The organism is Pseudomonas sp. NKUCC02_KPG (assembly GCF_019345465.1).
Classification (GTDB): domain Bacteria; phylum Pseudomonadota; class Gammaproteobacteria; order Pseudomonadales; family Pseudomonadaceae; genus Aquipseudomonas.
On record NZ_JAHKRC010000017.1, the window covers coordinates 76160 to 99994 of the forward strand.

At 57.3% G+C, this 23835-nt stretch carries 22 protein-coding genes; 13 read left to right on the forward strand and 9 right to left on the reverse strand.

Annotation, left to right across the window (positions count from 1 at the left end; translation table 11 throughout):
- Nucleotides 1-16: 16 nt before the first annotated feature.
- From pbpC to KO536_RS20635, 3 genes are all read left to right on the forward strand, one after another.
- Nucleotides 17-2353: a peptidoglycan glycosyltransferase PbpC gene (gene pbpC / locus KO536_RS20625; RefSeq protein WP_374105720.1), complete on the forward strand. Its 2337-nt coding sequence runs from the start codon at nucleotides 17-19 to the stop codon at nucleotides 2351-2353.
- A gap of 315 nt (nucleotides 2354-2668) precedes the next feature.
- On the forward strand, nucleotides 2669-3994 hold the full coding sequence (locus KO536_RS20630) for a collagen-like triple helix repeat-containing protein (RefSeq protein ID WP_219262811.1): 1326 nt from the start codon (nucleotides 2669-2671) through the stop codon (nucleotides 3992-3994).
- A gap of 191 nt (nucleotides 3995-4185) precedes the next feature.
- Nucleotides 4186-5868, forward strand: a complete 1683-nt coding sequence (locus KO536_RS20635) for a ShlB/FhaC/HecB family hemolysin secretion/activation protein (RefSeq protein ID WP_219262812.1) — start codon at nucleotides 4186-4188, stop codon at nucleotides 5866-5868.
- Nucleotides 5869-5930: 62 nt separating this feature from the next.
- On the opposite strand, the gene KO536_RS20640 is transcribed toward KO536_RS20635, so the two are convergent.
- Complete coding sequence (locus tag KO536_RS20640; RefSeq protein WP_219262813.1) at nucleotides 5931-6344, reverse strand: response regulator; 414 nt, start codon at nucleotides 6342-6344, stop codon at nucleotides 5931-5933.
- 26 nt (nucleotides 6345-6370) lie between these two features.
- Nucleotides 6371-6595 carry a Flp family type IVb pilin gene (locus tag KO536_RS20645; RefSeq protein ID WP_219262814.1) on the reverse strand — a complete coding sequence of 75 codons (225 nt, stop codon included), beginning with the start codon at nucleotides 6593-6595 and terminating at the stop codon, nucleotides 6371-6373.
- A 333-nt stretch (nucleotides 6596-6928) separates the two neighbouring features.
- Between KO536_RS20645 and cpaB the strand changes: the two genes are divergently transcribed.
- The 8 genes from cpaB to KO536_RS20685 are packed head-to-tail and all read left to right on the forward strand — an operon-like array spanning nucleotide 6929 to nucleotide 14354.
- Nucleotides 6929-7864, forward strand: coding sequence for a Flp pilus assembly protein CpaB (gene cpaB, locus KO536_RS20650; protein ID WP_133078787.1), 936 nt, complete (start codon nucleotides 6929-6931; stop codon nucleotides 7862-7864).
- A 27-nt stretch (nucleotides 7865-7891) separates the two neighbouring features.
- Nucleotides 7892-9118 carry a type II and III secretion system protein family protein gene (locus tag KO536_RS20655; protein WP_219262815.1) on the forward strand — a complete coding sequence of 409 codons (1227 nt, stop codon included), beginning with the start codon at nucleotides 7892-7894 and terminating at the stop codon, nucleotides 9116-9118.
- The gene (locus tag KO536_RS20660; protein ID WP_133078789.1) at nucleotides 9115-10314 is read left to right on the forward strand and encodes a pilus assembly protein; all 1200 of its coding nucleotides are present in this window, start codon (nucleotides 9115-9117) and stop codon (nucleotides 10312-10314) included. Before KO536_RS20655 ends, KO536_RS20660 begins: the two co-directional genes overlap by 4 nt.
- A complete protein-coding gene (locus KO536_RS20665) occupies nucleotides 10311-11585 on the forward strand; it encodes a CpaF family protein (RefSeq protein WP_133078790.1) in 1275 nt (424 codons plus the stop codon). The genes KO536_RS20660 and KO536_RS20665 overlap by 4 nt, the downstream gene beginning before the upstream one ends.
- A gap of 10 nt (nucleotides 11586-11595) precedes the next feature.
- The gene (locus tag KO536_RS20670) at nucleotides 11596-12480 is read left to right on the forward strand and encodes a type II secretion system F family protein (protein ID WP_219262816.1); all 885 of its coding nucleotides are present in this window, start codon (nucleotides 11596-11598) and stop codon (nucleotides 12478-12480) included.
- Between the two features lies 1 nt (nucleotide 12481).
- The gene (locus KO536_RS20675) at nucleotides 12482-13366 is read left to right on the forward strand and encodes a type II secretion system F family protein (RefSeq protein ID WP_219262817.1); all 885 of its coding nucleotides are present in this window, start codon (nucleotides 12482-12484) and stop codon (nucleotides 13364-13366) included.
- A 14-nt stretch (nucleotides 13367-13380) separates the two neighbouring features.
- On the forward strand, nucleotides 13381-14070 hold the full coding sequence (locus tag KO536_RS20680; protein ID WP_133078793.1) for a lipopolysaccharide assembly protein LapB: 690 nt from the start codon (nucleotides 13381-13383) through the stop codon (nucleotides 14068-14070).
- A 17-nt stretch (nucleotides 14071-14087) separates the two neighbouring features.
- Nucleotides 14088-14354: a DUF3613 domain-containing protein gene (locus KO536_RS20685; protein WP_219262818.1), complete on the forward strand. Its 267-nt coding sequence runs from the start codon at nucleotides 14088-14090 to the stop codon at nucleotides 14352-14354.
- A 75-nt stretch (nucleotides 14355-14429) separates the two neighbouring features.
- On the opposite strand, the gene KO536_RS20690 is transcribed toward KO536_RS20685, so the two are convergent.
- Both KO536_RS20690 and KO536_RS20695 read right to left on the reverse strand, forming a co-directional pair.
- Nucleotides 14430-15215 carry a response regulator transcription factor gene (locus tag KO536_RS20690; protein WP_219262819.1) on the reverse strand — a complete coding sequence of 262 codons (786 nt, stop codon included), beginning with the start codon at nucleotides 15213-15215 and terminating at the stop codon, nucleotides 14430-14432.
- 117 nt (nucleotides 15216-15332) lie between these two features.
- Entirely contained in the window at nucleotides 15333-15806 is a 474-nt protein-coding gene (locus KO536_RS20695) for a prepilin peptidase (RefSeq protein WP_219262820.1), read from the reverse strand.
- A 71-nt stretch (nucleotides 15807-15877) separates the two neighbouring features.
- Here KO536_RS20695 and KO536_RS20700 point away from each other — a divergent pair, with 71 nt between their 5' ends.
- Both KO536_RS20700 and KO536_RS20705 read left to right on the forward strand, forming a co-directional pair.
- Nucleotides 15878-16336: a TadE/TadG family type IV pilus assembly protein gene (locus KO536_RS20700; RefSeq protein WP_219262821.1), complete on the forward strand. Its 459-nt coding sequence runs from the start codon at nucleotides 15878-15880 to the stop codon at nucleotides 16334-16336.
- Entirely contained in the window at nucleotides 16323-19073 is a 2751-nt protein-coding gene (locus KO536_RS20705; RefSeq protein WP_219262822.1) for a PAS domain-containing sensor histidine kinase, read from the forward strand. The genes KO536_RS20700 and KO536_RS20705 overlap by 14 nt, the downstream gene beginning before the upstream one ends.
- Nucleotides 19074-19167: 94 nt before the next feature.
- On the opposite strand, the gene KO536_RS20710 is transcribed toward KO536_RS20705, so the two are convergent.
- From KO536_RS20710 to KO536_RS20730, 5 genes are all read right to left on the reverse strand, one after another.
- Nucleotides 19168-21141, reverse strand: coding sequence for a pilus assembly protein TadG-related protein (locus KO536_RS20710; protein ID WP_219262823.1), 1974 nt, complete (start codon nucleotides 21139-21141; stop codon nucleotides 19168-19170).
- A gap of 234 nt (nucleotides 21142-21375) precedes the next feature.
- A complete protein-coding gene (locus tag KO536_RS20715; protein ID WP_133079599.1) occupies nucleotides 21376-21963 on the reverse strand; it encodes a DUF4136 domain-containing protein in 588 nt (195 codons plus the stop codon).
- A gap of 28 nt (nucleotides 21964-21991) precedes the next feature.
- The gene (locus tag KO536_RS20720) at nucleotides 21992-22606 is read right to left on the reverse strand and encodes a DUF4136 domain-containing protein (protein WP_133079600.1); all 615 of its coding nucleotides are present in this window, start codon (nucleotides 22604-22606) and stop codon (nucleotides 21992-21994) included.
- A 23-nt stretch (nucleotides 22607-22629) separates the two neighbouring features.
- On the reverse strand, nucleotides 22630-23379 hold the full coding sequence (locus KO536_RS20725; RefSeq protein ID WP_219262824.1) for a methyltransferase domain-containing protein: 750 nt from the start codon (nucleotides 23377-23379) through the stop codon (nucleotides 22630-22632).
- A complete protein-coding gene (locus KO536_RS20730; RefSeq protein ID WP_133079602.1) occupies nucleotides 23376-23681 on the reverse strand; it encodes a nucleotide pyrophosphohydrolase in 306 nt (101 codons plus the stop codon). The genes KO536_RS20725 and KO536_RS20730 overlap by 4 nt, the downstream gene beginning before the upstream one ends.
- Nucleotides 23682-23835 lie beyond the last annotated feature (154 nt).

A 23835-nucleotide genomic window follows, 5' to 3' on the forward strand; every position in this document is an offset into this window, starting at 1 on the left:
TAGAGAGTGAGAGTCAGTGGGGGCAAGGATCAAAAAAATAGTCGGCTGGACGCTCGCCGGTCTGCTGCTGGCGTGCGCATTGCTGTGGTTGGCCGACAGGATCTGGCCGTTGCCCTTGCCCCGGGATGATCTGGCCCGTGTGGTATTGGCCGAAGACGGCACGCCCCTGTGGCGGTTTGCCGATGCCAATGGCGTGTGGCGCTATCCGGTGCAAACCGGTGAAGTATCACCGTTGTACCTGGACGCTTTGCTGACCTACGAAGACCGCTGGTTTTTTCAGCACCCCGGGATCAATCCCTTGGCGTTGGGCCGTGCGGCCTGGCAAAACCTGACGGGCGGACGGGTGTTGTCAGGCGGCAGCACGTTGTCGATGCAGGTGGCGCGTTTGCTCGATCCCCATGAGCGCACGCTGCCCGGCAAGCTGCGCCAGTTGTGGCGTACGGCGCAGCTGGAATGGCACTTGTCCAAGGACCAGATTCTTGCGCTGTACCTCAACCGGGCTCCGTTCGGCGGCACGTTACAGGGGGTCGCGGCGGCCAGTTGGGCTTATCTGGGCAAGTCTCCGCTCCAGCTCACCCATTCCGAGGCGGCGCTGCTCGCCGTGTTGCCCCAGGCGCCGAGCCGCTTGCGTCCCGACCGTCATCCGGGGCGGGCACAAGTGGCGCGGGACAAGGTGTTGCGCCGCTTGGCCGAATACCGGGTGTGGCCGCAATCGGCGGTTGACGAGGCGCAGGAAGAACCGCTGTTACTGGCGCCGCGCCTGGAACCGAGCTTGGCGCCGTTGTTGGCACGACGGCTCAACCGCCCGGACAGCCCGCCGCTGATTCGTACCACGATCGACGCCAGCCTGCAGCGCCGTCTCGAAGACTTGCTGCTGGGCTGGCGCGCCCGTTTACCCGATCACACCTCGGCCGCCATCGTGGTGGTCGAGACCGAGAGCATGGCGGTACGCGCCTATCTGGGGTCGGTGGATATCAACGATGCGCGCCGTTTTGGCCATGTCGACATGATCACCGCCATGCGCTCGCCGGGCTCCACCCTCAAGCCGTTTTTGTATGGCATGGCAATGGATGCGGGGCTGATCCACTCCGAGTCGTTGCTGCAGGATGTGCCCCGGCGCTATGGCGACTATCGACCGGGTAATTTCTCCACGGGGTTTAGCGGGCCGGTATCGGCCAGTGCGGCGCTGGTGACGTCCCTTAACTTGCCCGCCGTGCAGTTGCTGGAGGCTTATGGCCCCAAGCGTTTTGCCGCCGATATGCGCAATGGCGGCGTGCCGTTGAGCCTGCCGGCACTCGCGCAACCCAATCTGGCGCTGATTCTGGGCGGCGCCGGCACTCGCCTGGAGGATCTGGTCAGCGGCTACAGCGCACTGGCGCGAGAAGGGCGCAGCGCCAATTTACGTCTGCAGCCGAGTGACGAATTACACGATCGCCCCATGCTGTCCCCAGGAGCGGCGTGGATTATCCGGCGCATTCTCAGCGGTCAGGCGCGCCCGGATCGTGACCCCCATGCCGATCTGGTGCAGCGCCCGCAATTGGCCTGGAAGACCGGTACCAGCTATGGCTTTCGCGATGCGCTGGCGATCGGCGTTGGACCGCGTTATCTGATCGGTGTGTGGATCGGTCGCCCGGATGGCACGCCTGTGCCGGGGCAGTTTGGCCTGGCGTCGGCGGCCCCTTTGATGCTGCAAGTCCACGATGTGCTGAGTAACCGCGACAACCAGCGCGGTATTGTGGCGCCGGTGCAGGCCGTACCTGACAGCGTCGGGGTGGCTGCGATCTGCTGGCCATTGGGCCAACCCATGAACAAGAGTGACCCCAATTGCCGTCGTCAACGCTTTGCCTGGACGTTGGATCACACCACTCCCCCGACCTTGCTTGCGGCGGACCAGCCGTTGGGGGTGGGGCTCAAGGAAACCATCCGGGTCAACTCCCGGGGCCTGCGCGTGGGGGCGCAATGCCCGGATGCGCAAGTGCGTGAGGTGGCGTTGTGGCCTGCTCCGCTTGAACCGTGGCTACCCCGTGTTGAACGGCGTGAGGTGCGACTGCCAGACGCCTCACGCCAATGCCCGCCACCGCCCTTGAGTGCAGTGACACCGCTGTCGATTTCGGGCGTGCGCGAAGGCGACCGCCTGCGCCGCCCGGCTGCGAGCCAGTCGCTGTTGCGGCTGGCATTGACGACCCTGGGCGGAGAGGGGCGGCGGTGGTGGTTTATCAACGGCGCCCCTTTGGGGGACAGCCTGCCACTGGAGGTATTCAGCACCACCCTGGAACACGTGGGGCGTTATGAGCTCAGCGTGCTTGACGAAAGCGGGCAAACCGCCCGTGTCGAGTTCAGTGTGGTGGAGTGAGGTAATCAAAGCGTTTTTGCGGGATAAAGCGCTTATAAAACGCTGTTAATTGTATATATACCTAAAGTTTGGTGGTGGGTTTTTTACTTTGGTGGGCAGTCCCTGACCTTGATAAATAGCGTTTTTAATAAGTTCTTAACGCTAAAGTATTAGTTCTCAAGCAGGGTATCGGCCTCTTTATATAAGGGGTTAATACCAAGTTGTGAATTGTTTGATATGACCCTTGAGGTTGTTATGTACCCAACGGATGAATGTATCCCTGACGCAGAGCAGGGAACTTCGAACTCAGGCGTAACAGGTGCAAGGGAATTAATCATGAACACTCAACTGTGGTTTAGAACCAGTACAGCATTATTGTTGGTCATGACTGTCAGCCTGGCGGGCTGCAGCAGTGGCGGTGGCGGCTCCAAAAGCTATGTGACCACAACCAATACCGGTTCGGGCAGCGGTGCAAACGGCGGCACGGGGGGTACAGGTGGCACAGGCGGCACAGGCGGCACGGGTGGTACAGGCGGTACCGGTGGCACTGGCGGTACAGATGGTGGCGGGACTGGCGGCAGTGTGACTACGCCTCTGGTTACAGGCCAGGTTGTAGGTCAAGTCGGTACCGCCCTGGGTGGCGTAGGCACCACTGTCAGTGGTCTGGGCACTGCCCTGACCCCGGTGCCGGTAGTCGGCACCCTGGGTGGCGGCCTGGTGGTCAAAACCGGCGATGCCGTGAGCTCCGTCACCACTGGCCTGACGAATGGCCTGGGTACGTTGGGCACAGACAAGAATTCCCTGGGCATCACCGTAGCGGGTGCGACCAATGCAGTCAGCGAGCTGGGTAAAGGCGTTTCGTCCGTTGGTACTGGCTTGAGCACAGTGCTCGATAACACGCCAATCAGCCAGATCCCGCTGGCCGGTGGCCTGGTGGGCAAAGTGACTGACACCACAGGTGGGCTGGTCAACAAAGTCGGTACAACCGTGACCATGCTCGGTGACACATTGACCACCAATGTGAACAGTGGCCAATTGGGCAAGGTGACCGGGGGCGTGAATGACAAGGTCCTGGTACCGGTCATTTCCCTGGCAGAAAACGTCACGGGCAAAGTGGGTACCACCACAGGCCTTGGAGCCCCGGTGGATGGGCTGCTGACCAAGGTCGGTGGCACCGTGAGCGGTCTTGGCACCAAGGTGTCTACAACCGGCGACAAAAATCCGGTGACCTCGCTGGTAGGTGGCGTGCTGGTGGGCGTGGGCGGTGCGGTCGACAAGGCGGGCGGCCTGCTGAATCCGGCTGCAAACACGGGCACCGGCTCGGGTCTGGGTGGTGGTCTTGGCGGCCTGCTGGGTGTGGGTGCAAGCACGGGTAATGGTTCAGGTGCCGGTGCAGGCATTGGTGGCGGTCTTGGCGGCCTGTTGGGTGCAGGTGCAAGCACAGGTGGCGGTACAAGTGCCGGTTTGGGTCTTGGCGGTCTGTTGGGAGTGGGCGCAAGCACGGGTGGCAGTACCGGCGCAGGCGCAGGTCTGAGCGGCGCTCTCGGCGGCTTGTTGGGTGCAGGCACCGGCACAGGTAGTAACACGGGCGCCAATACAGGTCTGGGTGGTGCTCTTGGGGGAGTGCTGGGTGGGCTGGGCAATCTGGGCAAGAAAAACTGACGATTAATTGCACCTGGCCGGTTCGACGGCCTTACCTACAGCGCCTACGCTTGGTTGGGACGAGAGATTCAGATGAGTCTCTCGTCTTTTTTCATGTGCAGGATGTAGGCGTGATGCTCGGGCAGCTTCGCGAATCATTCAAAGATGAAGCCCCCCTCGTTATGCCGCTGTAGTTGAACATGGAGTGTCATATGCGTAATTGCGTTCCCTTTTTGTTATTGGCCCTGGCCCCGTATGCGGGGGCCGAGTCCCTTCCGCGCTTTCTCAATAGCAACGACAGCATGCAAACCTTGCCCACACCCAACTTGCCGGTGGATGCCTATCGCCCGCCGGCGCCTGCGCTGGAATTGCCCAAGCCGGCAGTCGGGGAGGCTCAGCCACTGGTCATGGGCACGCGCCTGACCATTCGCAAGTTGCAGATCGAAGGTGGCACGATTTACCCGCTGCCCGAGTTGGGTGCGGTGTTCAAGCCGCTGCTGGGCCATGAAATCACCCTGGGTGAATTAATCGAGGCCACGCGCGGCATCACCAAGCGTTACCAGGACGATGGCTATTTATTGTCGTATGCGTTTTTGCCTCAACAGGACTTCGATCAAGGCCTGGTGCGTGTTGTGCTGGTCGAAGGCTATGTCAGCAATTACGAGATCGACGGGGATATAGGGCGGGTCAAGGGGTATATCGATGAGCTGGTAGACAAGCTCAAGGGCGAGCGCCCGCTGACCCGTAAAACATTTGATCGCTACAGCACCCTGATGAGCCGGATTCCCGGTGTGACCTTGCAGGCGCAAGTGCCGCCACCGGGTACCACCGACGGTGCTTCGACACTGCGCGTCAGTGCCAGTCGCAAACCGTTCACCACCAGCATGAGCCTTGTCGAGGGCAGCCGTAACAGTACCCAGGCACTGTTCGGGGCCAGCAGTAACTCGCAAACGGCCATGGCGGAGCAGTTGACCCTGAGCGGCTTGTTTCCGCCGGGTCGCGACAAGGAGCACTACTACCGTCTCGATTACAGCCAGTACCTGAATGCCGAAGGCACGCAACTGAGCCTGTATGGCTCCAGTTATCGCAGTGATCCGAGCACCAGCATTGCTACCGATGATGGTTTTGAACTCAAGCCTCACCGTGAGAATGACCGCTTCTCGATTGGCGTCAGCCACCCGCTGATTGCCGCGCCGGATCAATGGCTCAGTGCCGGTGCCCGGTTGTATGGCGTCAACGACAATACCGACTATGAGGTGGCAGGCTTCGGCCAGACCATCAGCGAAAAAACCAACGTGCGCGCACTGGCGTTTGAAGGTGACTGGCGCAAGTCCGATGCCAGGCAGTTGCGTATTGTCAGTGCCGGTATGTATCAGGGCATGGACGCGATGGGTGCCAAGAGCGAAACCACCCTGACTGGCAGCCGTTATGACCTGGACTTCTTCCGCTTGCGTTTGTCGGGCGTGCAGAGTGACGGCTATTTCGATAACTGGCAGGGCGTGGTGTCGGGGGCGTTGTACTGGAGTGATGACACGTTGCCTGACAGCGAGCGGGCAGTGTTTGGCGGGCAGAACTTCGGTCGTGGTTATCCGGATGACCAGGCGTCGGGGGACAAGGGCTGGGGCGTGGCCTATGAGCTCAACTACAGCTTTAACCGCGACGGGGATTGGGTCAAGTTGCTGCAGCCTTATGCGATCGTGGACAGGGCCAAGGCCTGGTACAACGAACTGCCATTAAAAGGCTCGGACATGTCCTCCGCAGCACTGGGGTTGCGTTTTGGGGACAAACGTTACTACAACATTGCCCTGGAAGTTGCAAAACCCATGTCTGATATCGCGCTGGACAGTTTTAATCGCAGGCCGCGCTATACACTAAGTTTTAGTTATCAGTTGTAAGCTTTATATGTAAAAAACCCCGCAGTGCTAACTAAGACTGCGGGGTTTTTATGGGGCGGGTTTTATGTTCTGGCCAGTTGTAGCTGTGCGGGTTTTGGAAAGAGATTGTCGAGGGTGTCGAGCAGGCGCACGTGGTAGATGGGTTTGCGAAACAGGTCCAGTACCTGCAACCGCAGCAAGTCGCTGACATCGCTCATATCGGCGTGCCCCGAGATGACAATCACCGGTAAATGCTGGCGCGATGTGTGCTCACGCAGGCGCCTGATCAGCGCAATCCCGCTTTCCTCCGGCATGCGCAGGTCAGTGATGACCAGCGCAATATCCGGATGCCGGGTCAACTGCGAAAGGGCGAGTGTGACTGATGTTGCCGTAAAGCAACAAAAGCCCTCGCCCTCAAGCAGTTCGGCCAACTCCAGCAGTGCGTCCTCTTCGTCATCCACCAGAAGCAGTTGTTGCCGTGATGGGGAGAGGGGCATTTTAAAAGCTCGGGGTAATTAAAGGGTTACTCTTTGGTCTTAGGTAAAGCGCTAACAATTTCAGCAAACAAATTCTTTATTGCTGTTCCTACACCGGGTGAAAGACCCGCAATAACTACCGCTACCATCGCCGCAATAATCGCGTATTCAATACCCGAAGCACCCTCTGTTCTTTTTGCAAATAATTTGGCTTGGCGCGCCAGAAGCACCTGTGCAGGTACGTACACTTTCAGAACAGTATCTAACATCATCTGACTTCTCCTTGAGTGCACCGGGTCGGGCACTGCGTAACAATGGTGCAGGTTGATCTCCATCTGCCATCATAGGATTGGCAATAAATCACTTCCATACAACTGTAACAATGGACTAATCACAAAGTATTAGTCCAAATGATCATTTTTAAAAATGTGTGCTAAATCAAACTATTCACAATTAATTAGAGCTTTTTATTGTTGCTAATGGCATTTTGCTTCAACTGAGCTATTTTTAAATAGCGAATGGTTTCAATAGCCTTGATGTTTTATGGCTGCCTGTGTGAATGGGTTTATTAGTCTGCCGTGCGCAGTGAAAAAGGGAGTTTGTGCATGAACAATCGACGCAGTTTAATACTGGCCGCCATACTGTTTGTAGGGGCAATTGCCGCCGGTTACTGGGGGCTGGTATTAAGTCGACAGCAGCCAGTTGCCGAAGTTCCGGTGGCCCAGGTTGTGGAGCAAGGTGTAACGGCAGTTGATGACAAAACCCGTCAATCGGTAGTGGTGCTGGCCCGTGATGTACCTCCGAATGTGGCCTTGACGGCTGACGATGTGACCCTGGAAAAGCTCCGTACCGCGCCTGCAGGCAGCCTCACTGCAATCGATCAGGCGGTAGGTCGTACCCCCTGGCGCAGCCTGAGTGCGGGCACTTGGCTCAATGAACAAAGCTTTGAAATGGGTGGACCACTGGCACGCATGATCCGCCCTGATGAGCGGGCACTGGCAGTGATGATTGACGAAGTTTCTGCCGCTGGAGGGCAGTTAACCCCGGGTGACTACGTCGATATTCTGCTATTTCTGCGCCAGGACGCCGGGAATCCACAGCAGTCGGCTCAAGTGGTGTTGCCTGCCGTGCGTGTGCTGAGTGTCGGTGCCGAGCTGGGTTTGACCCGCGATGGCCAGTTGGCCAGCCAGCCGAAAAATGCCGAAGAAGCACTCAGGCTGGAGCAGAGCCGGATCAATGCGCGCTCCGCAGTGCTGGCGATTCCCGAGCTTCTGCTCAATCAACTGATGCTCGCAACCCAGGCCGGTACGCTGCGTCTGGCTGTGCGCAGTGCCGATGAACAACGGTTGAGTAAATATTGGGCGGGTGAGCAGCAATCTGAGACTAACCTTGAGAATGCCAAACGCAGTCTTTATCAATTCAACCAGTTAGCCATGGCCAGTCCAGCCAGGGCGCCCGTCAGCAGTCCCTCTGGCGCTCCTCGAGTGCGCGGTATTGAAGTTATTCGCGGCAATCAAACGGCTCAGCAGTCGGCCCAATAAAAATCCTGATCTATAAGGACATCGAACATGAGCCAACGTCGCGCTCCGTTTTATAAACGTGCTGCCTGGACATTGATCCTGAGCAGTTTGCCTCTGGAAATGGCCCTGGCCGCTGCTGACAATTGCGCCGCATTCAACGCATTGCCATCGGTACTGGAAGTGCCCCAGGGGGCCCAGAAGGCCATGAGCTTCCCGGTCAACATTTCTCGCATCGCTGTGGGTGATCCCACGGTTGCCGATGTTCGCACCAATGGCCAAAACGCCTTTTTGCTGACCGGCGTTGCGTCGGGCACTACCAGTCTGATGGTCTGGAGCGCCTGTTCGAAAGAGCCACACCAGACCATGCTGTTCGTCAAGGGCAAGGCCACTTCGGGTTTGGCCGGTGCGTCGTTGTCGCCGACCGAAGACCCGACGTTGCCCATTCAGGTGCAAACGGACATTCGGTTTGTAGAAGTCAGCCGTACCAAACTGCAAGAGGCCAGTACCTCTATCTTCGGCATGGGCAGCAACTTTCTGTTCGGCTCGCCGAACTCATTCCTCAGTACGGCTGAAGGGGTGATCACGGGCGGTCCGGTTGCCAACAGCAAGTATTTCAACATTGGCTTTGGCGGCGGCAAGGTCAAAGCGATGATCAATGCCCTGGAAGGCAGCGGTTTTGCCTACACCCTTGCACGACCAAGCCTGGTGGCCATGAGCGGGCAGAGTGCAACCTTCCTCGCGGGTGGTGAAGTGCCGATCCCGGTACCCAGCAGCGGCAGCGACAACGTATCGATCGAGTACAAGGAGTTCGGTATCCGTCTGACCCTGACCCCTACCGTGGTTGGACGTGATCGCATCATGCTGAAAGTGGCACCTGAGGTGAGTGATCTGGATTACACCAATGCGGTGAATATCGCCGGGACTTTGGTACCGGGCCTGACAGTTCGACGCACCGACACCAGTATTTCCCTGGCCGATGGCGAAAGTTTTGTGATCAGTGGCTTGATCAGTTCGCGCAACAGCTCACAGGTCAACAAGTTCCCTGGCTTGGGGGATATCCCGATTCTTGGCGCGTTCTTCCGCGACTCCAATATCAGCCGCGAAGAGAAAGAGTTGCTGATGATCGTGACCCCGCATCTGGTTCAGCCATTGGCTGCCAATGCGCCATTGCCATCGATGCCCGGGGAGAAACTGCGTAACTACGACCCTAACTGGTATCGCCTGTACTTCCTGGAAAACGGCAAATTCAACAGCCGTAGCGGGTTATCCCAATGAGCCAAAGCCTGAGCCAGACATTTCTCGCGCTGACGCGCAACAACACCGATCTTGAATGGCTGCAAGGTGCCTTGGCGCCGTTGGGTCAAGTGGTGGGTGCAGGCACCAGTAGCCTGGATGAACTGCTGGCACTGGTTGACGTGACGTTTGCCGGTTTGATTTTTGTAGGCCTGGACCGGGATAAGGTGGTCAACCAGTGCGCGCTGATTGAAGGCGCGCTGGAAGCCAAGCCCATGCTGGCCATTGTTGCCTTGGGCGACGGCATGGATAACCAGCTGGTGCTCAACGCCATGCGCGCCGGGGCAAGGGATTTTGTCGCCTACGGTTCGCGCTCCAGTGAAGTGGCGGGGCTGGTTCGCCGTCTGAGCAAACGCTTGCCGCCGGTGGCGCCCAACGCCGAACTGGGCGGGTTGAGCGTGTTGTTCAGCGCCCAATGCAATGCCGATGGCGCACTGGTTGCCAGCCACCTTGGGCTGGTCGTGCAAAAACACGATCAAAAAACCCTGTTTCTGGACCTGGGCGTGCCCCGTGGCGATGGTCTGGCCGTGCTGGGGCTTGAGAGTACGTTCTTCTTTGGTGATGCCCTGCGCCATTTACGACGCCTGGACAGCACCTTGATTGACAGTGCCTTTACCAAGACAGCGAGTGGTTTGCGGGTATTGGCCCACAGCGAAAGTGATGAGCCGCTGGAGCACACCAGTGCCGCCGAGCTGTATATGTTGCTCAGCGCCTTGCGCCAGCATTTCCAGCACATTGTGGTCAACCTCACGGGGCAGCCAGACAGTGAAGCGCTGCGCACCTTTGCCACCCATTGCGACAGCTTGCTGTGGTACACCGACCAGAGCGTGCTTGATTGCCGCCGCAACCTGGACGTGCTCGCTCGCTGGCGGGCCAAGGGCATGAAGTTTGAGCATACGGGGTTGTTGATCGATCGTTACATGGGGGGCGTTGCCCCGAATGCCGATGCCCTGGGCAAGAGCTTTGGCCTGCCGGTGATGGCGACACTGGCGCTCAGCCCTGAGCTACGCATCAATGCCAAGAATCAGGCCACCACCCTGTTTGATCTGGCTCCGCGGGAAGCCCTGAGCCTGGCGTTGAAAAAACTGGGTGAGCGATTGACCAAGCGCTCGCAGTCGTCCGAGCAAACGGTTTCCAAGTCTGGCGCGTGGTTAAACCGCCTGTGGGGGGCCAAATGAACAACGAACAGTTGTTTGGCTCCGGCCTGTACAAGGACGGGCGTGCTGACCATGACGGTCTTAAGCTGGTACTGCATCGCTACATCATCGATGCCATTGAAGAGACCGGGGTTAACCTGCTGGAAGGCTCCCGTGTGTCCCTGGCCCAGTTTGTCACCGAGCGGGTGGCTGAATATGTGTCGCGCCTGCACCTGGCGATTTCCCGTTATGAAATGGAGCGTCTGGCTGAAGAAATCGTCGACGAGCTGACGGGGTTCGGCCCGCTTGAAGTCTTGCTGCGAGATCCTGCCGTCACGGAAATTTTGGTCAACGGCCCCCATCGCGTGTTTGTTGAGCGCGAGGGTCTGCTTAGCCAGAGCGATTTGCGTTTTATCGACGATCATCACGTTGAACGGGTCATGCAGCGCATTCTGGCGCCGCTGGGGCGACGCCTGGATGAGTCTTCGCCGATGGTGGATGCACGTCTGCCGGATGGCAGCCGGGTCAACGCGATCATTCCGCCCATTGCGCTGGACGGGCCGTGCCTGTCGATCCGGAAGTTTCGCAAGGACATGCTCAAAAGCAGCGACCTGGTGGCGATGCAAACCATCGACCAGGCAATCTATGAGTTTTTTCAGGAGTCGGTGGGCAAGCGCTGCAATATCTTGATCAGCGGCGGTACCGGTACCGGTAAAACTACGCTGCTCAATATCCTGAGCCAGTTGATCAACCCCCACGAACGTTTGGTCACCATCGAAGACGTGGCCGAGCTGCAGTTGGGGCACCCCCATGTGGTGCGCCTGGAAACACGCCCGCCCAATGCCGAAGGGCATGGTGAAGTGAAGTCCAGCGACCTGATTCGCAACGCCCTGCGGATGCGTCCGGACCGCATCATCCTCGGCGAAATTCGTGGGGTGGAAGTGCTCGACGTATTGACCGCGATGAACACCGGTCACGATGGCTCGATGAGCACTGTCCACGCCAACACGGCACAGGATGCATTGCTGCGTCTGGAAACCCTGGTCGGCCTGACGGGTCGCACCGTGGCGGAAAAAACCCTGCGCCAGATGATCTGCGCTGCACTGGACGTAATTATCCAGCTCACGCGCATGCCTGATGGTCGCCGTTGCGTCAGTGAAGTCCTGGAAGTGGTCGGGGTGCGTGACGATGTGTACGTGACCAACACCCTGTTCCGCCTGGACAAGCGCACCGGTTTTGGTTTTATGCGCGAAGCCTTGAACCCGGCAGGCGACAAGTTGCGTCGTGACCCTATTCTGAATGCACACGGCTGAGGCGCTGATCATGATCCCGGCCTTACTGCTTTTTACCATCAGTTTTCTTATGTTCGTGCTATCGCTGAGTCTGGTGTATCGGGCTCTGACGGATCCGACAACCAGTCGCGTGCTGGACCGTTTGGGGGAAGGGCAGCCGCAGTCCTCGGAAAAATTAAAGGGCGTAGCTTGGCTTGACCGGGCTTTCTTGCAGGCGGGGTTGGGGCGTCCTTCTGAGCGCCTGGGTTTATGGCTGTCGCTGTGGGCGGGAGCAGTGGTGCTGGCTGGCCTGATCGGTGGCTGGGTATTTTTTCTCGCGCTGCTGGTGTTGCCGCCACTGTTGCTCAAGCTATTTGTCAGTTGGCGTTACCACCGCCGGGTACGGCGCATGGTTGAGCAACTGCCGCTCTTGCTTGATCACAGCGTTCGCAGCCTGAAGGCGGGCCGGACCTTGGCCGATGCAGTGCTGAACGCAATCGAGGCATCCAGTGATCCGCTCAAAACCAGTATCAGCCGGGTGTCACGTAACGTGCAGATGGGGGTAAGTCTGCCGGAAGCTGTAAGCGATTTTGCCGAGCTGTATGAGCGCGACGAGTTTCGCATGTTCGCCCTTGGCCTGAAGGTGAACCATCGCTATGGCGGCAATGCCAGTGAACTGCTGGAAAACCTGATTGTATTGATTCGTGAACGTGAACAAGGAGCTCGCAAGTTGAGGGCCATGACTGGCGAAACCCGTATGACTGCTGTGGTACTTGGTTTGTTGCCGGTTTTTGTGGTGGGCTTTTTTATGGTCACTAATCCAAATTACATGCTCAAAATGTGGGCGGACGGGGGAGGGCAGCAGATGCTGCTTACTGCGTTGGCGATGCAAGTAATAGGCAGTCTTGCGTTGTGGCGCATGGTACGGAGCGTATGACATGGCGTATTTGATTTGCGCAGTTTTGCTGTTGGGCGCCATGGCGCTGCTGATCAATAACGTGGTTCAGGACCGTTTGGCTCAGCAGCGGGTGATGCAGCGCCTGGAGGGTGACAAGAGCGGCCCGGGCAAGCTCAGTCTCTGGATGCGGACGGTGGGCAACAGCAAGTTTGGCCAACGTTCGATCACGATGGACAGCGAAACCCAGACCCTGCTCAACCGTCTTGGCTGGCGTACCGCCAGTCAGCGTTCGCTGTTTGCAGCGTTTCAGATCGGTACGCCGTTTGCGTTTGCCGGGCTGGTGTTTTTGGGGCATGAATTGTTCTTTCCCAGGTCCGGCAACCTATTGGTTGTTTTGTTGTTCTCACTGGCGCTGGGGTATCTGATCCCCAAGCGAATGCTGGCCTACGCTGCAAAGAGGCGGCAACAAGAAGTAGCGGTAGAGGTGTCTACCTTTATCCCGTTGCTGCGCATCCTGTTTGAGTCCGGCATGGCCGTTGAACAGGCGCTACGGGTGCTGAGCCAGGATGCTCGGGAGCTGCTGCCAGTGCTTACAGGCGAGTTGCGGGTAGTGCTGTCGCGAGTTGATTCGGGGCTGGAGCTGAGCCAGGAACTGAGCAAAACCGCAAGCTTGCTGGACGTGGACGAATTCAATGACACCTGCGTGATTCTTCAACAATTGATTCAGCAGGGCGGTGGCGCGATGAAGTCATTGCAAGCACTCAAAGAGCTGCTGGATGACCGTCGTCTGACTCGCATGGAAGAGTACATCTCCAAAATGTCCGCCAAGATGTCGGTAGTGATGATGGTGTTTCTGTTCCCGGCACTCATGATTGTGTTGGCCGGGCCGAGCTTTGTCGCTATCTCGCGAGCCTTTCAGTCTTGATCAGGGGAATGAACATGAAAGCTGTCATCGTCGTATGTGGGCTGCTGATGCTGGGCGGCTGTGCAACAGGAGGCCAGAGCAATCCGCCGTGGATGGTCATGGGCGGCAGTTGTACAAAACTGAGTGCTGATCAGGATCTGTCGCTGAACCTGGCCGATGACATGGCCAAGGAGGGCAAGCTGCACGCCAGCCTGGCCAACCTGCAAAACCTGCCCGAGCGATCCGCGCAGGTGCAGCTGCGCAAGGCGCGGATCTACCGTCAGTTGGGGCGCAGTGAGGCCGAGCCATTGTTCCAGGGGCTTTTGGGGTCGTGTCTGGCGGCAGAAGGGGAGCATGGCCTTGGGCAATTGGCCGCCGGGCGTGGCGACAACGCATTGGCGACAGCCCACCTTGAGCGTGCGGCGAAACTGGCTCCGACCGACGCCAAGATCCGCAATGACCTGGGTGTGGTCTATCTCAACCAGCGCCGTGTCGATGATGCCCGGTTCGAGTTTTTGACCGCGCTGGAACTCAAACAGGATGACTCGTTGGCGGCGCTGAACCTGGTGACTTTGCTGATTTATCAGGACCAGTGGACCCAGGCGGCCGAACTGGTCACCCGCGCCGAATTAACGCCCGATCAAGTGAGTGATGCCCAGTCCCGGGCGCAAGCGCTGAAGGCTCAAGCCAAGGCAGCCAGCAACCAGGTGGCTGTCATCAAATAATGCATTGGAGGTTTGCAATGACTTTTTCTATTCGTGTGGGAATGCTGCTGGCCCTTATCCCGCTGGGTGCGGTGGCCATCGAGGCCGGCCCCGCTTCAAAAAGCCAACAGGAAACCGAGAACTGGCTGCAGCTTCAGGTCAGTGGCAGCGTGCAGTCGCCGATACGCCAAACGGCTACTCCGGCCGAGCGTGAGCTCAGCCTGCAGCGTTGGCTGGATAGCTACAAGCATGAGATCCCTGAGTACTATAAACAGGATGAGGGCGGCAGGGCCAAGCAGAACTGAATGAGCCGGACTTGTCGCGGGCAAGCCTGTTACTCACAGGTGTTGCCAGCGATTAAGGTGAGGCCGGATCAGCGATTAATGCGCACTCTGGCGATGTTGTGCGGGGGCGTTAGGGGACAGCGCGAGGGCCAGTTGAGTGCGGTTGTTCATGTGGGTCAGGCGCAGAACCTGGGACACGTAAAGCTTTACCGTGTTTTCGGTTATGCCCAGATCGCAGGCGATCTGATAGTTGGTCTGGCCTTTGCTCACCAGCTTGGCAACGTCCAGTTGACGGGGCGACAGCTGTTTGAAAATCGTCGGGATCTGCTGCCAGGGGCCCTCGTTTGAGTCCTGCGGGTTTGAAGGTTGAGTGGCCGACTGAGGGGGGCGTCTAGCGGACTCCATGTCCTGATACAGGTCGTCAATGGATTCGGCCAGATACTGAAGTTTTTGGTTCAGGTGGCCCAACTGATCGCTCTTGTGCTTTTCGCGCAAGATGGCTTCCTGGCGCTGGATGCCCTCAAGCAGTTCATTGAGGTCGACCGGTTTTTGATAGTAATCGGCAATGCCGATGCGCAGGGCCTTGATCACATCCTGCTTGTCTGCTCGACCGGTCAACAAAATGCTTTCAAAGGAGCGGTGCTTGCCAGCGATTTTTTGCAAGTGCTGGGTCAGTTCAATGCCGTTCATCTCGGGCATGTGCAGGTCGCACAGCACCAGGCCAATCTCTGGATCGCCGATGAAAGCACTGATGGCTTCGCGTGTTGAATGGCAGGGCACACAACGGTAGCCACTGCTTTCAAGAAATTCGCACAGTTCTTCGACAATCAACGACTGGTCGTCGACTACGAGAATTTTTATCAGGGGGGTAGATGTATGCACGCGGTTCTCCTTCCTGGTAAACCAATCAGGGACTTCTGGGTCCACTTGTTTACTGCGTTTGGGTTAAACGTAGACCTACTTTACGACTATGTACAAGGTATTAATCCCTCCAAACGATTAGCGAAGGAGCGCCATTGTCAGGGTAAACCCGCCCAACAGGAAGGGTGCAAATGGAAGCTTTTTTGACACTGGGACGTGATGGGCAAGGCAAGGGATCTTAACTCGTTGATTCATTGACGGCAGGATTTTTGACGCAAATAGCCACCAGACGGTAGTACAAAGGCCTGCACCGATGATAGTGCCAAGAATTGTCGGACGATCGGTTGCCAGTGCCAGGGCCATCAACAGCTTTACGTCGCCCGCTCCAAGCTTGTTCAGTGCATAGCCGGGCAGTGTCAGTACCAGCGCGACCAGCAATGCCCAACCACCTTCGGCTGCGCTTGCGCCGAGCCAGGTGTGCCCTGTCCATAACAGATACAGCAATGCCAGCGCCGCCGCGCCAAAGGTCAGGACATTGGAAATATGACGCTGGAGCAGGTCTTGAATGGAACACGCAGCAAACCACACGAACACAACACATAACTGGATCACGTAAAGAACCTCCCTTTTTTACCAATGATTCTATGATGATATTACTGTCGACAGTCAGGGTAGACACAGTCATGAAAACAAGGCTTCCCAGAAAGCAGAAAGGCGCTGCGGCGATTGAGTTCGCGCTGGTGTTTATGATTTTTTTTGCGGTGCTCTATGGCGTTGTCAGCTACAGCTTGCCGCTTTTGTTGGTGCAATCATTCAATAATGCGACGGCAGAGGCTGCGCGTCGCGGTATGGCGGTCGATCCTGAGACGAAGGCAGACTATGCGGGTACTGTAAAAAAAGTGACCGAGGAGGTGTTGGAGCAAAAGTTGGGTTGGGTGAGAAAGATTGTGAAAACTGGTCTGGATCCTGACGGTGGTTACGACACTTCAACCCGAGAGATTTATGCCACGGTCAATCTTGATACCAATGCGTTGAAAAGCATCATGCCAGTACTCAATCTGGGTGTAATCACGGTGCCTGATTTACCAGAGTACTTGACCGCAGAGTCGAGAATTCAGGTTGAAAACTTTGAAAAGCAGTGAAGGGCTGTTCGGGCGTTTGTTGGGACGGACCGACGAGCGCTTGCCTGAATCCAATGATCCGCAATTGCACAATCATGCGGGCATCCAATTGATGCTCGATCAACACGGGTACGTGACCGACATTCACGGTCTGCAGCGTTATGGCCTGGCGCGCTCAAGCGGCGACGGCGCACCGCGCCTGCTGCTGAGCTACATGGTGCCGGGCAGCACGCTGGCGCTCGAAGGCGTGCCGGCAGACTGGGTGGGCCACAGCCTCGACCTGGACTTTCAATGCGCCGGGCTGCGCGTGGTGCATACCCGAGGTTGGGTTCAGCCCCAGGGTGATGGCTGGCTTTTACAGCTGCTGGATATCAGTGACTTGCGCCTTGGCAGCGAGCAGGCGCGCAACCGTGAGCGCTGCACGCAACTGACCCTTAGCCTGGGCGAGCAATTGCGTCAGTGCAGTGTGCAGCGCCTGCCGGAAGTGATGCACGAAGCGCTGCGCAGCGTGGCCCAGCATGGTCGTGTGCCTTGCATGGCGCTGGCCGTGCGCGATGATGGGCAGTCCTCCTGGTATATGCACAGCACGTATCACTCGTTTGATGCGCCGCAACTCTGGTTGCCAGAGCAAAGCCTGGGCAGCCTGCTCGACCCGTTGGGCGGCAACTCGCCCCAGCGTGTCGAGCGCGACGGCAACCCGCGGCTGAACGATTTATTTGGCAATGCCGACGGTGTACTGGTGCCGTACAGCGACCAACAAGGCTTGTGTGCCTGGTTGATGCTGGGGTTTTATCCCGCGTCCCTGCATGGGCCGCAGATGAGTGAAAGCGACTGGATGCAGGTGTGCGCGGCATTGGCCGCCCCCCTGCTGGATCGCTTGCGCGAGCAACAGCACCTGCAGCAGCGAGAGCGCATGGAAGCCCTTCAAGGCTTGCTGGGCACGGGTTGGTGGGAGTGGTCGATCACTAACGAATTGATGCAACTGGCCCCCCAACTGGCCGCCAACCTGACAGAGGCCATCGAACCGCAGTCAATGACCCGAGATACCTGGCTGGCGCTGTTTCATCCTGCAGATCGGGATGAGCTCTGCGGCCGTTTTAATGAATTGCTGGAGCATGGCAAGGAGTTGTTGCTGTTTGCGCGGGTGCATCAGCCCCAAAGCACCCAACCTGCCCAGTGGTATCGAGTTCAGGGCCAGATGCTGGGGACCGGCACCCGGCGGCGCATCGTGGGTTTTATGCTGGATGTCAGCGACATCAAGAATCAACAGCAGCAAGTTGCAGCCGCCCATGCGCGGCTGGACAACCTTATCGCCAGTTCGCCTGCGGTGATTTACGTGCAGCGTTATGTCGAAGGCGCTCTGTTGCCTGCGTTTTTCAGTGACAGCCTCAAGCCCTTGCTGGGCTGGACGCTGGAGGAGTGCACGAGCGCGACCTTGATCGAGTGGGTCCACCCCGATGATCGGGAGCACTATTTTGAGCGCACCCGCCAGTTGCTGCGCGAAGGCAGCACCCGGCGTCGTTATCGCCTTCGCGACCGAGGAGGTGATTACCACTGGCTGCTGGATGAAGCCAAGTTGCTACGTGACGACCTGGGCTTGCCGGTGGAAGTCGTCGGGCTGTGGCTGGACATCACCGAGGCCACCGAAGCGGCCGAACGGGTCAAGAGCAGCGAAGAACGCTATCGAATCCTGGTCGAAGATTCACCCGCCATGATCTGCCGTTACCTGCCCGACCTGACCCTGACCTTTGGCAACCAGCCCCTTGCCAGCTACCTGGAGTGCACGACCGAGCAGTTGCCGGGCATCAACCTGAGCAGTTGGCTGTCCGACGAACAGCGTGAAGCCTTTGTGCAGCGTATTGCGGGTTTGACTCCACAGTCTCCGGTGAGCTCCGCTGAAATCAGCCTGCAACTGCCGGGTCGCGAATATGCCTGGTGGGTGTGGTCGGACCGGGGGATTTTCGACGAACAGGGCAACTTGCTGGAAGTACAAGCCGTTGGCCGCGACAACACCGAGGTACGTCGCTCGCAGCAGCAACTGACCCACAGTGCGAAAATGGCTACCCTTGGTGAAATGGCCACGGGGCTGGCCCACGAAATCAACCAGCCGTTGAACGTCATGCGCATGGCCGTGGCGAACGTCCTCAAGCGTCTGAGCAACGGCGATGCACAGATCGAGTACCTGCAGGAAAAGCTTGCCCGTATCGACGGGCAAGTCCAGCGTGCGGCGCGGGTGGTAGATCACTTGCGGGTGTTTGGTCGTCGCTCGGAAATCGAGCAGCAGGTGTTCAACCCTTCGCAGGCGATGGAAGGCTCCGTGGCCTTGCTCAGCGAAGGCCTGCGCGGCAAAGGCGTAGAGTTGCGCAGTGAAGGCCAGGTGTGTGGTGTGCAAGTGCGTGGCCATGTCGACCAGCTTGAGCAAGTGCTGATCAACCTGATGGTCAATGCCCGTGATGCGCTGATGAGCAAGCGAGAAACCGATCGCGACTTTGAACCCTGGATAGCCCTGAGTATCGAGTCCGATGCACAGCGTGTGTGCCTGAGAGTGGACGACAACGCAGGCGGTATTGACCCGCGTCTGCTGGAGCGGATCTTCGAGCCTTTCTTCACTACCAAGCCCATTGGTCTTGGCACGGGCCTGGGGTTGTCCGTGAGCTACGGCATCATCGACAACATGGGCGGGCGGTTGAGCGTCAGCAACACCGGGCACGGCGCCCGGTTTTGCGTGGAGTTGCCGGTGGTTGAAGTGCCGGAGTGAGGAGCGAAGCGAGGCTGCGATCGGCTGCGCAGCAGTCGTAAGATCATGAGCCCCGGTGTATCTGATACACCGGGGCTTCTGCGTTCAGGTGGAGTCAAAGCACCAGTTGAGCGCGCCCCCCTTGGCCGCAGGAAAGGTTGGCGCCGACTTCGGCTACGGCTATATTCACGCCTAGGGCGCTTAATAAAGTATTGATGATTGGGTTGACTAGAGAAGCCAATACTTTATTTAAGGCCGAGACTACATCTTTGGTGAGTGTTGTGATCAATTCAGCGACTGTTTCAAGAAGGGCGCTTGTGACCGATTTTCCAGTTGGGGGGGAGTAGGAAGTGGTAATGATACTCTCAGGTGCACTCCCAATCTTAAGGGCGTTGGCGTTGGATCCAAAGGTTTGGAAGTAGGTGGTTTTTTTAATGCTCAGTAGTCTTGGTGATGTGTACAGCAGGCTCTGGGTGGTTGGTGATATATTTGTTTGAACCTTTAAATTAAAACTTCCGCCGTCGCCAATGCCCGGCGAGCAACCAGCAAGTCCTAGAAGATTACATGTTTCGATGTCGATACTAATAAGCTTGACAGGTTCGACATTCAAGTTATTAGTTTTTGTGTCTGTCGAAGGGAATACTCCTTTGTCAGGGGATGCGCCGACACTGATTTTGGCAAGTGCAGTATTAGCTTGTACTTTTAAGGTTTTTGAGTTCTCAGTTGTGCATTGGTAGTCTGTGATATAGCTGTTGGCGCTGGCAGCTTCTAAATAGATATTGATGTCATTTGTTAATCTTAGTGTTGGGGTGGAGTCACATTTGAGTGTGCATGATATTGCGCCAAATAAGTTTAGCTTTAAAAGTTTTCCTACAATTTCTATGACGGTTGATGCCGCGTTTGTTACGAGAGTTGTTAGTGGCTCCAAGGCTTTTAGTACGGTTAGCCCGATGTGTATTCTTGTTTGTACCTGTGCCGTGCGAACGGATATTTGATCTGGTCCGGTGGGGTTGTTTTTTATTAAATCAGGGTTGCCAATGGCTGAGAGTTGTGGAGGTTGAATGATTTTGGTGTAAATATTGATGTCGATAATATTGAATGGGTTGATTTGTACATTTGCAGTAATACCACTTTTCCCATTTGAAAGCTGGACGATGCCCTGCAAGAGGTCGAATACTCTCATATTTGCATCGAGGCCAGCACTGGATGCTCCACTCTGAACTTTAAGTAGATCTCCCAATTTCAATACCTGAGTGGAACTGATAATTGCTCGTATCGCAGTAAGGCCATTTACTGCTACTTCAGCAGTAGGTCCATTTTTTTTCAATACCGTAATGGCCGCATCTATAAGCTGAGTAGTGTGGAGCTCAGTTTTTAATAGTTGGTCGTAACTGGCCACATTCGCATTCAATGAGATTAGCTGATTTAGATAGCTTAATAGGTTGATGTTGGTGTCGACCAACCCCTGCCAAGATACTAAATCTGCACTTATAGTGCCTCCTAGTAATCCGCCGAAAAGTTGATCCAGAATGACTGATTGAGCAGTGTTGATAGTTACTAGTGAGCTACGAATTGTCAATTGCGCCAACGGCGGCCCACCATTGCTCCCTACCGCACTCGCTGTCAGATTCGTATTCGAGTCAAATTTTCCATTGAAAATGCTCCACAATCCTCCAGCTACGCTGGTGGGAACAGTGCTAGTGGCTATCACTTGGATAACATAACCTGAGTTATTCTGACCTTGAGCGAATTTACGCACCTGTGTGGCTTTATCAGTTTCCAAGGTGCCGCAGGTCGGGCTTATACGATGTGCGCCCCCACGAATGAAGCCGTTACGCTCGGCGCTTTCTTTAACGTAGTCATCGGCAGTATTGGGGCCGGTACAAGTCCCTTGCCTACTAACCGCCTCCAACGCAGCCATATCCGCCACCCGTTGCAATTTTCGTTGCTCCAGGTACAAACGCCCGCTGTCGACCACCAGCAGCATAAACAACAGCACCATGCCGAGGGTCACGGCAGCCATCAAGCCGATTGCGCCACGCTGTTGCTGTGGGCCCGTAAAACCAATACCGCGTAGTTGGGGAGACATCGAGCACTCCTGTTGCTGGAACATAGCCCAGCGCTAACTCTCCAAAGTTTGATCGAGTGTAGCCAGAAAGTGATCGTCGCGCTGGCCAGTTGCCAGTTTTATAGGCGTGATGTGAACAGTTAATCAAAAGCCGATGATAAATAGCCGAAAACCGAGTGTGGAAACTAACTTGCTCACGAAAGTATTAATACCAACTTACATATATACAGTGTGAGCAAGTGAGTGTCCTGAAACTTACTTCGGTGGATAGGCGCTCAAGATTTTAGTGACCGCCTCCTGAATTGCCGCGCTGCGTTCAGCCGGAGTAGGGCTGGTGTCGACGACTTTTTCAGCACTGCCGCGCCACACCAGTTTCCCGTCCTTGGCATCGATCAGGTCGATTTGCAGCGTGCCAACCTGATAGACCACGTTGCGTACTTCGTTATACATCGGTGGGCCCCAGTAGCCTTCCCACGGGCCACCCCAGTACCCCCCCCACGGTCCGCCCCAAGGGCCGCCGTAGCCGTAGTTGGTCACGACCTGCTCCTGGCGGTTGGCAACGATCAACCAGGCTTGCACGAGCAAGTCCGGCTTGCTGCCTGCCGCAACCGGGCGCAGACCCCGTTGGTCCAGCTGGCCACTGATGGCCTGAACGATCCGTTGCTCGGTCAGGCTGCTTCGCAGCATCGGGTTATTGGGGTGATATTGCACAGCAGGGTCTTTCCAGGCCCAGGACTGGAACTTGGCGAAATCGACCGCAGGGTTGTAATCGCTGCTGACCTGCATGGTTTCGCAAGCGCTGAGCAGCAGGGCGATGCCCAGTAATGCCAGGCGACGTAGCATGATGATTTCTCCGCTTCAACAATAAGTCTTAATGGGGAGGATAAGCCTGTACTGCCTTGTTCAGTGATTCGCGCAGAGCATCACTGCGTTCGCCCAGGCTGCCTTTACTGCTGGTTTCTGCACTGGAACTCCACACCGGTTGACCGGTTTTGCCGTCATACAGATTGAGTCGTACCACCATGACCTCAACTTCGTAGGTACGCACCACGGGCACAGAGTTGTACATCCCGTACTGGCTGCCGTAACGGCCATAGCCGCTGCCGTAGCCCGCTCCGTAACCATAGTCGTCCTGAACCTGACGCAAGCGTTTTTCGGTGTGCAAGTCGGCACTGACCCACAGATCCGCTGGACGGTTGGGCTGCGCCGGGCGCAAGCCCCGCTGGTCCAGTGCATTGTTCACCGCTTCGGCGATCTGGGCAGAGTCGGCCCACGCGGTCCCGACCGGCAGGCGACCATTGAGCCAGGCCCAACTCTGGTAGCGCCCGTAATCGCGAGGCGGTGCCGGATAGGCGCTCAAATCCAGGCTATTGGCCGCTTGTGCCGGGGCTGGCGGCATGGGCAGGGCGCTCGGGGTGTAAGGGTTGGGGCTTTGGCAAGCGCCCAGCCCCAGGCTTAAAACGACTAAGGCAACGCGGCGATACATGATGGTCTCCCCCGCAGGGCGATTCAAACCGGGCGGCACACCCAATGCAGATAACGTCCAAGCCCGGCAAAGGCTGGATGGCGACGATGGGCCAGTTCCATTTCAACCAGCGCCTCAAGCTCGGCTCGTGCCTGGAACTCAACGGGCATGTAGTCGTGAAACACACGCACACCGCTTTGGGTTTGGACCTGCCACAGGCCTTCGAGTGCCGTGGCCAGTTCTCGAGGGTCGAGTGGTTGTTGAGGGGTCAGGCTCTGTTTTTCGCCGGCCATGTCGTTCTTGCGCATTTTGCGGAAGTGGCCCTTGAGCAGGTTGCGATAGATCAACGCGTCGCGGTTGTAGAACGCCAGGGACAACCAGCCGTCCCTGGCGGTCAGCTGATGCAGCACCGGCAGGATCGCGTGGGGTTCAGCCAGCCATTCCAGCACGGCGTGGCACAGCACCAGATCGTAGGGCTCGGTCAGTTGCCCCAGCAGCTCTTGCCACGGCGCCTGGATAAAGGTGCCGGTCTGGCCTGCCTCGGCAAAACGCTGGCGGGCGCCTTCAAGCATTGGCGCGGCCGGTTCGGCCAGGGTCACATCATGACCTTGCTGGGCCAGCCACAACGACATATGACCCAGGCCTGCACCGATATCCAGTACCCGCAACGGGCGTTTTGGCAGTGATTCTTCAAGGTCGGCCTGAAGCACGGCCAGACGAATGGCACCCTTGGCGCCGCCGTAGATTTTCTCGGCGAAACGGGTGGCCAGTTGATCGAAGTGACGGTCACTCATGGGTTGAAACGCCTTTCATTGTCAGCCAATTTGCTGCGCACCACTTCGTTCATGTCCAACCCCAGTTCGGCGCACAGCAACACCAGATACAGCACGATATCGCCTACCTCCTGGCCTGCGTGGGCGAGCTTGTCGGCGGGGAGCTGGCGGGACTGGTCCTCGCTTAGCCACTGAAAGATTTCCACCAGCTCAGCCATTTCGACACTGGCGGCCATGGCCAGGTTTTTCGGGCTGTGGAATTGTTTCCAGTCGTTGTTATCGCGGATGCGGTGCATGCGTTGCGTGAGTTCGTCGAGGTTCATCGAGGGTGTGCTCTCCAGAAGGCGCAAAGCTTGCGACTGAACGGCCTTTGGCGCAAGCGAAAGGCACAGGCGCGTGCTGGTGTGGCGCGCAATTCTTTGTAGTCGCTGACGAGGAACGAAGGCTGCGTTATCGATCGCAGCCTCGCTACGCTCC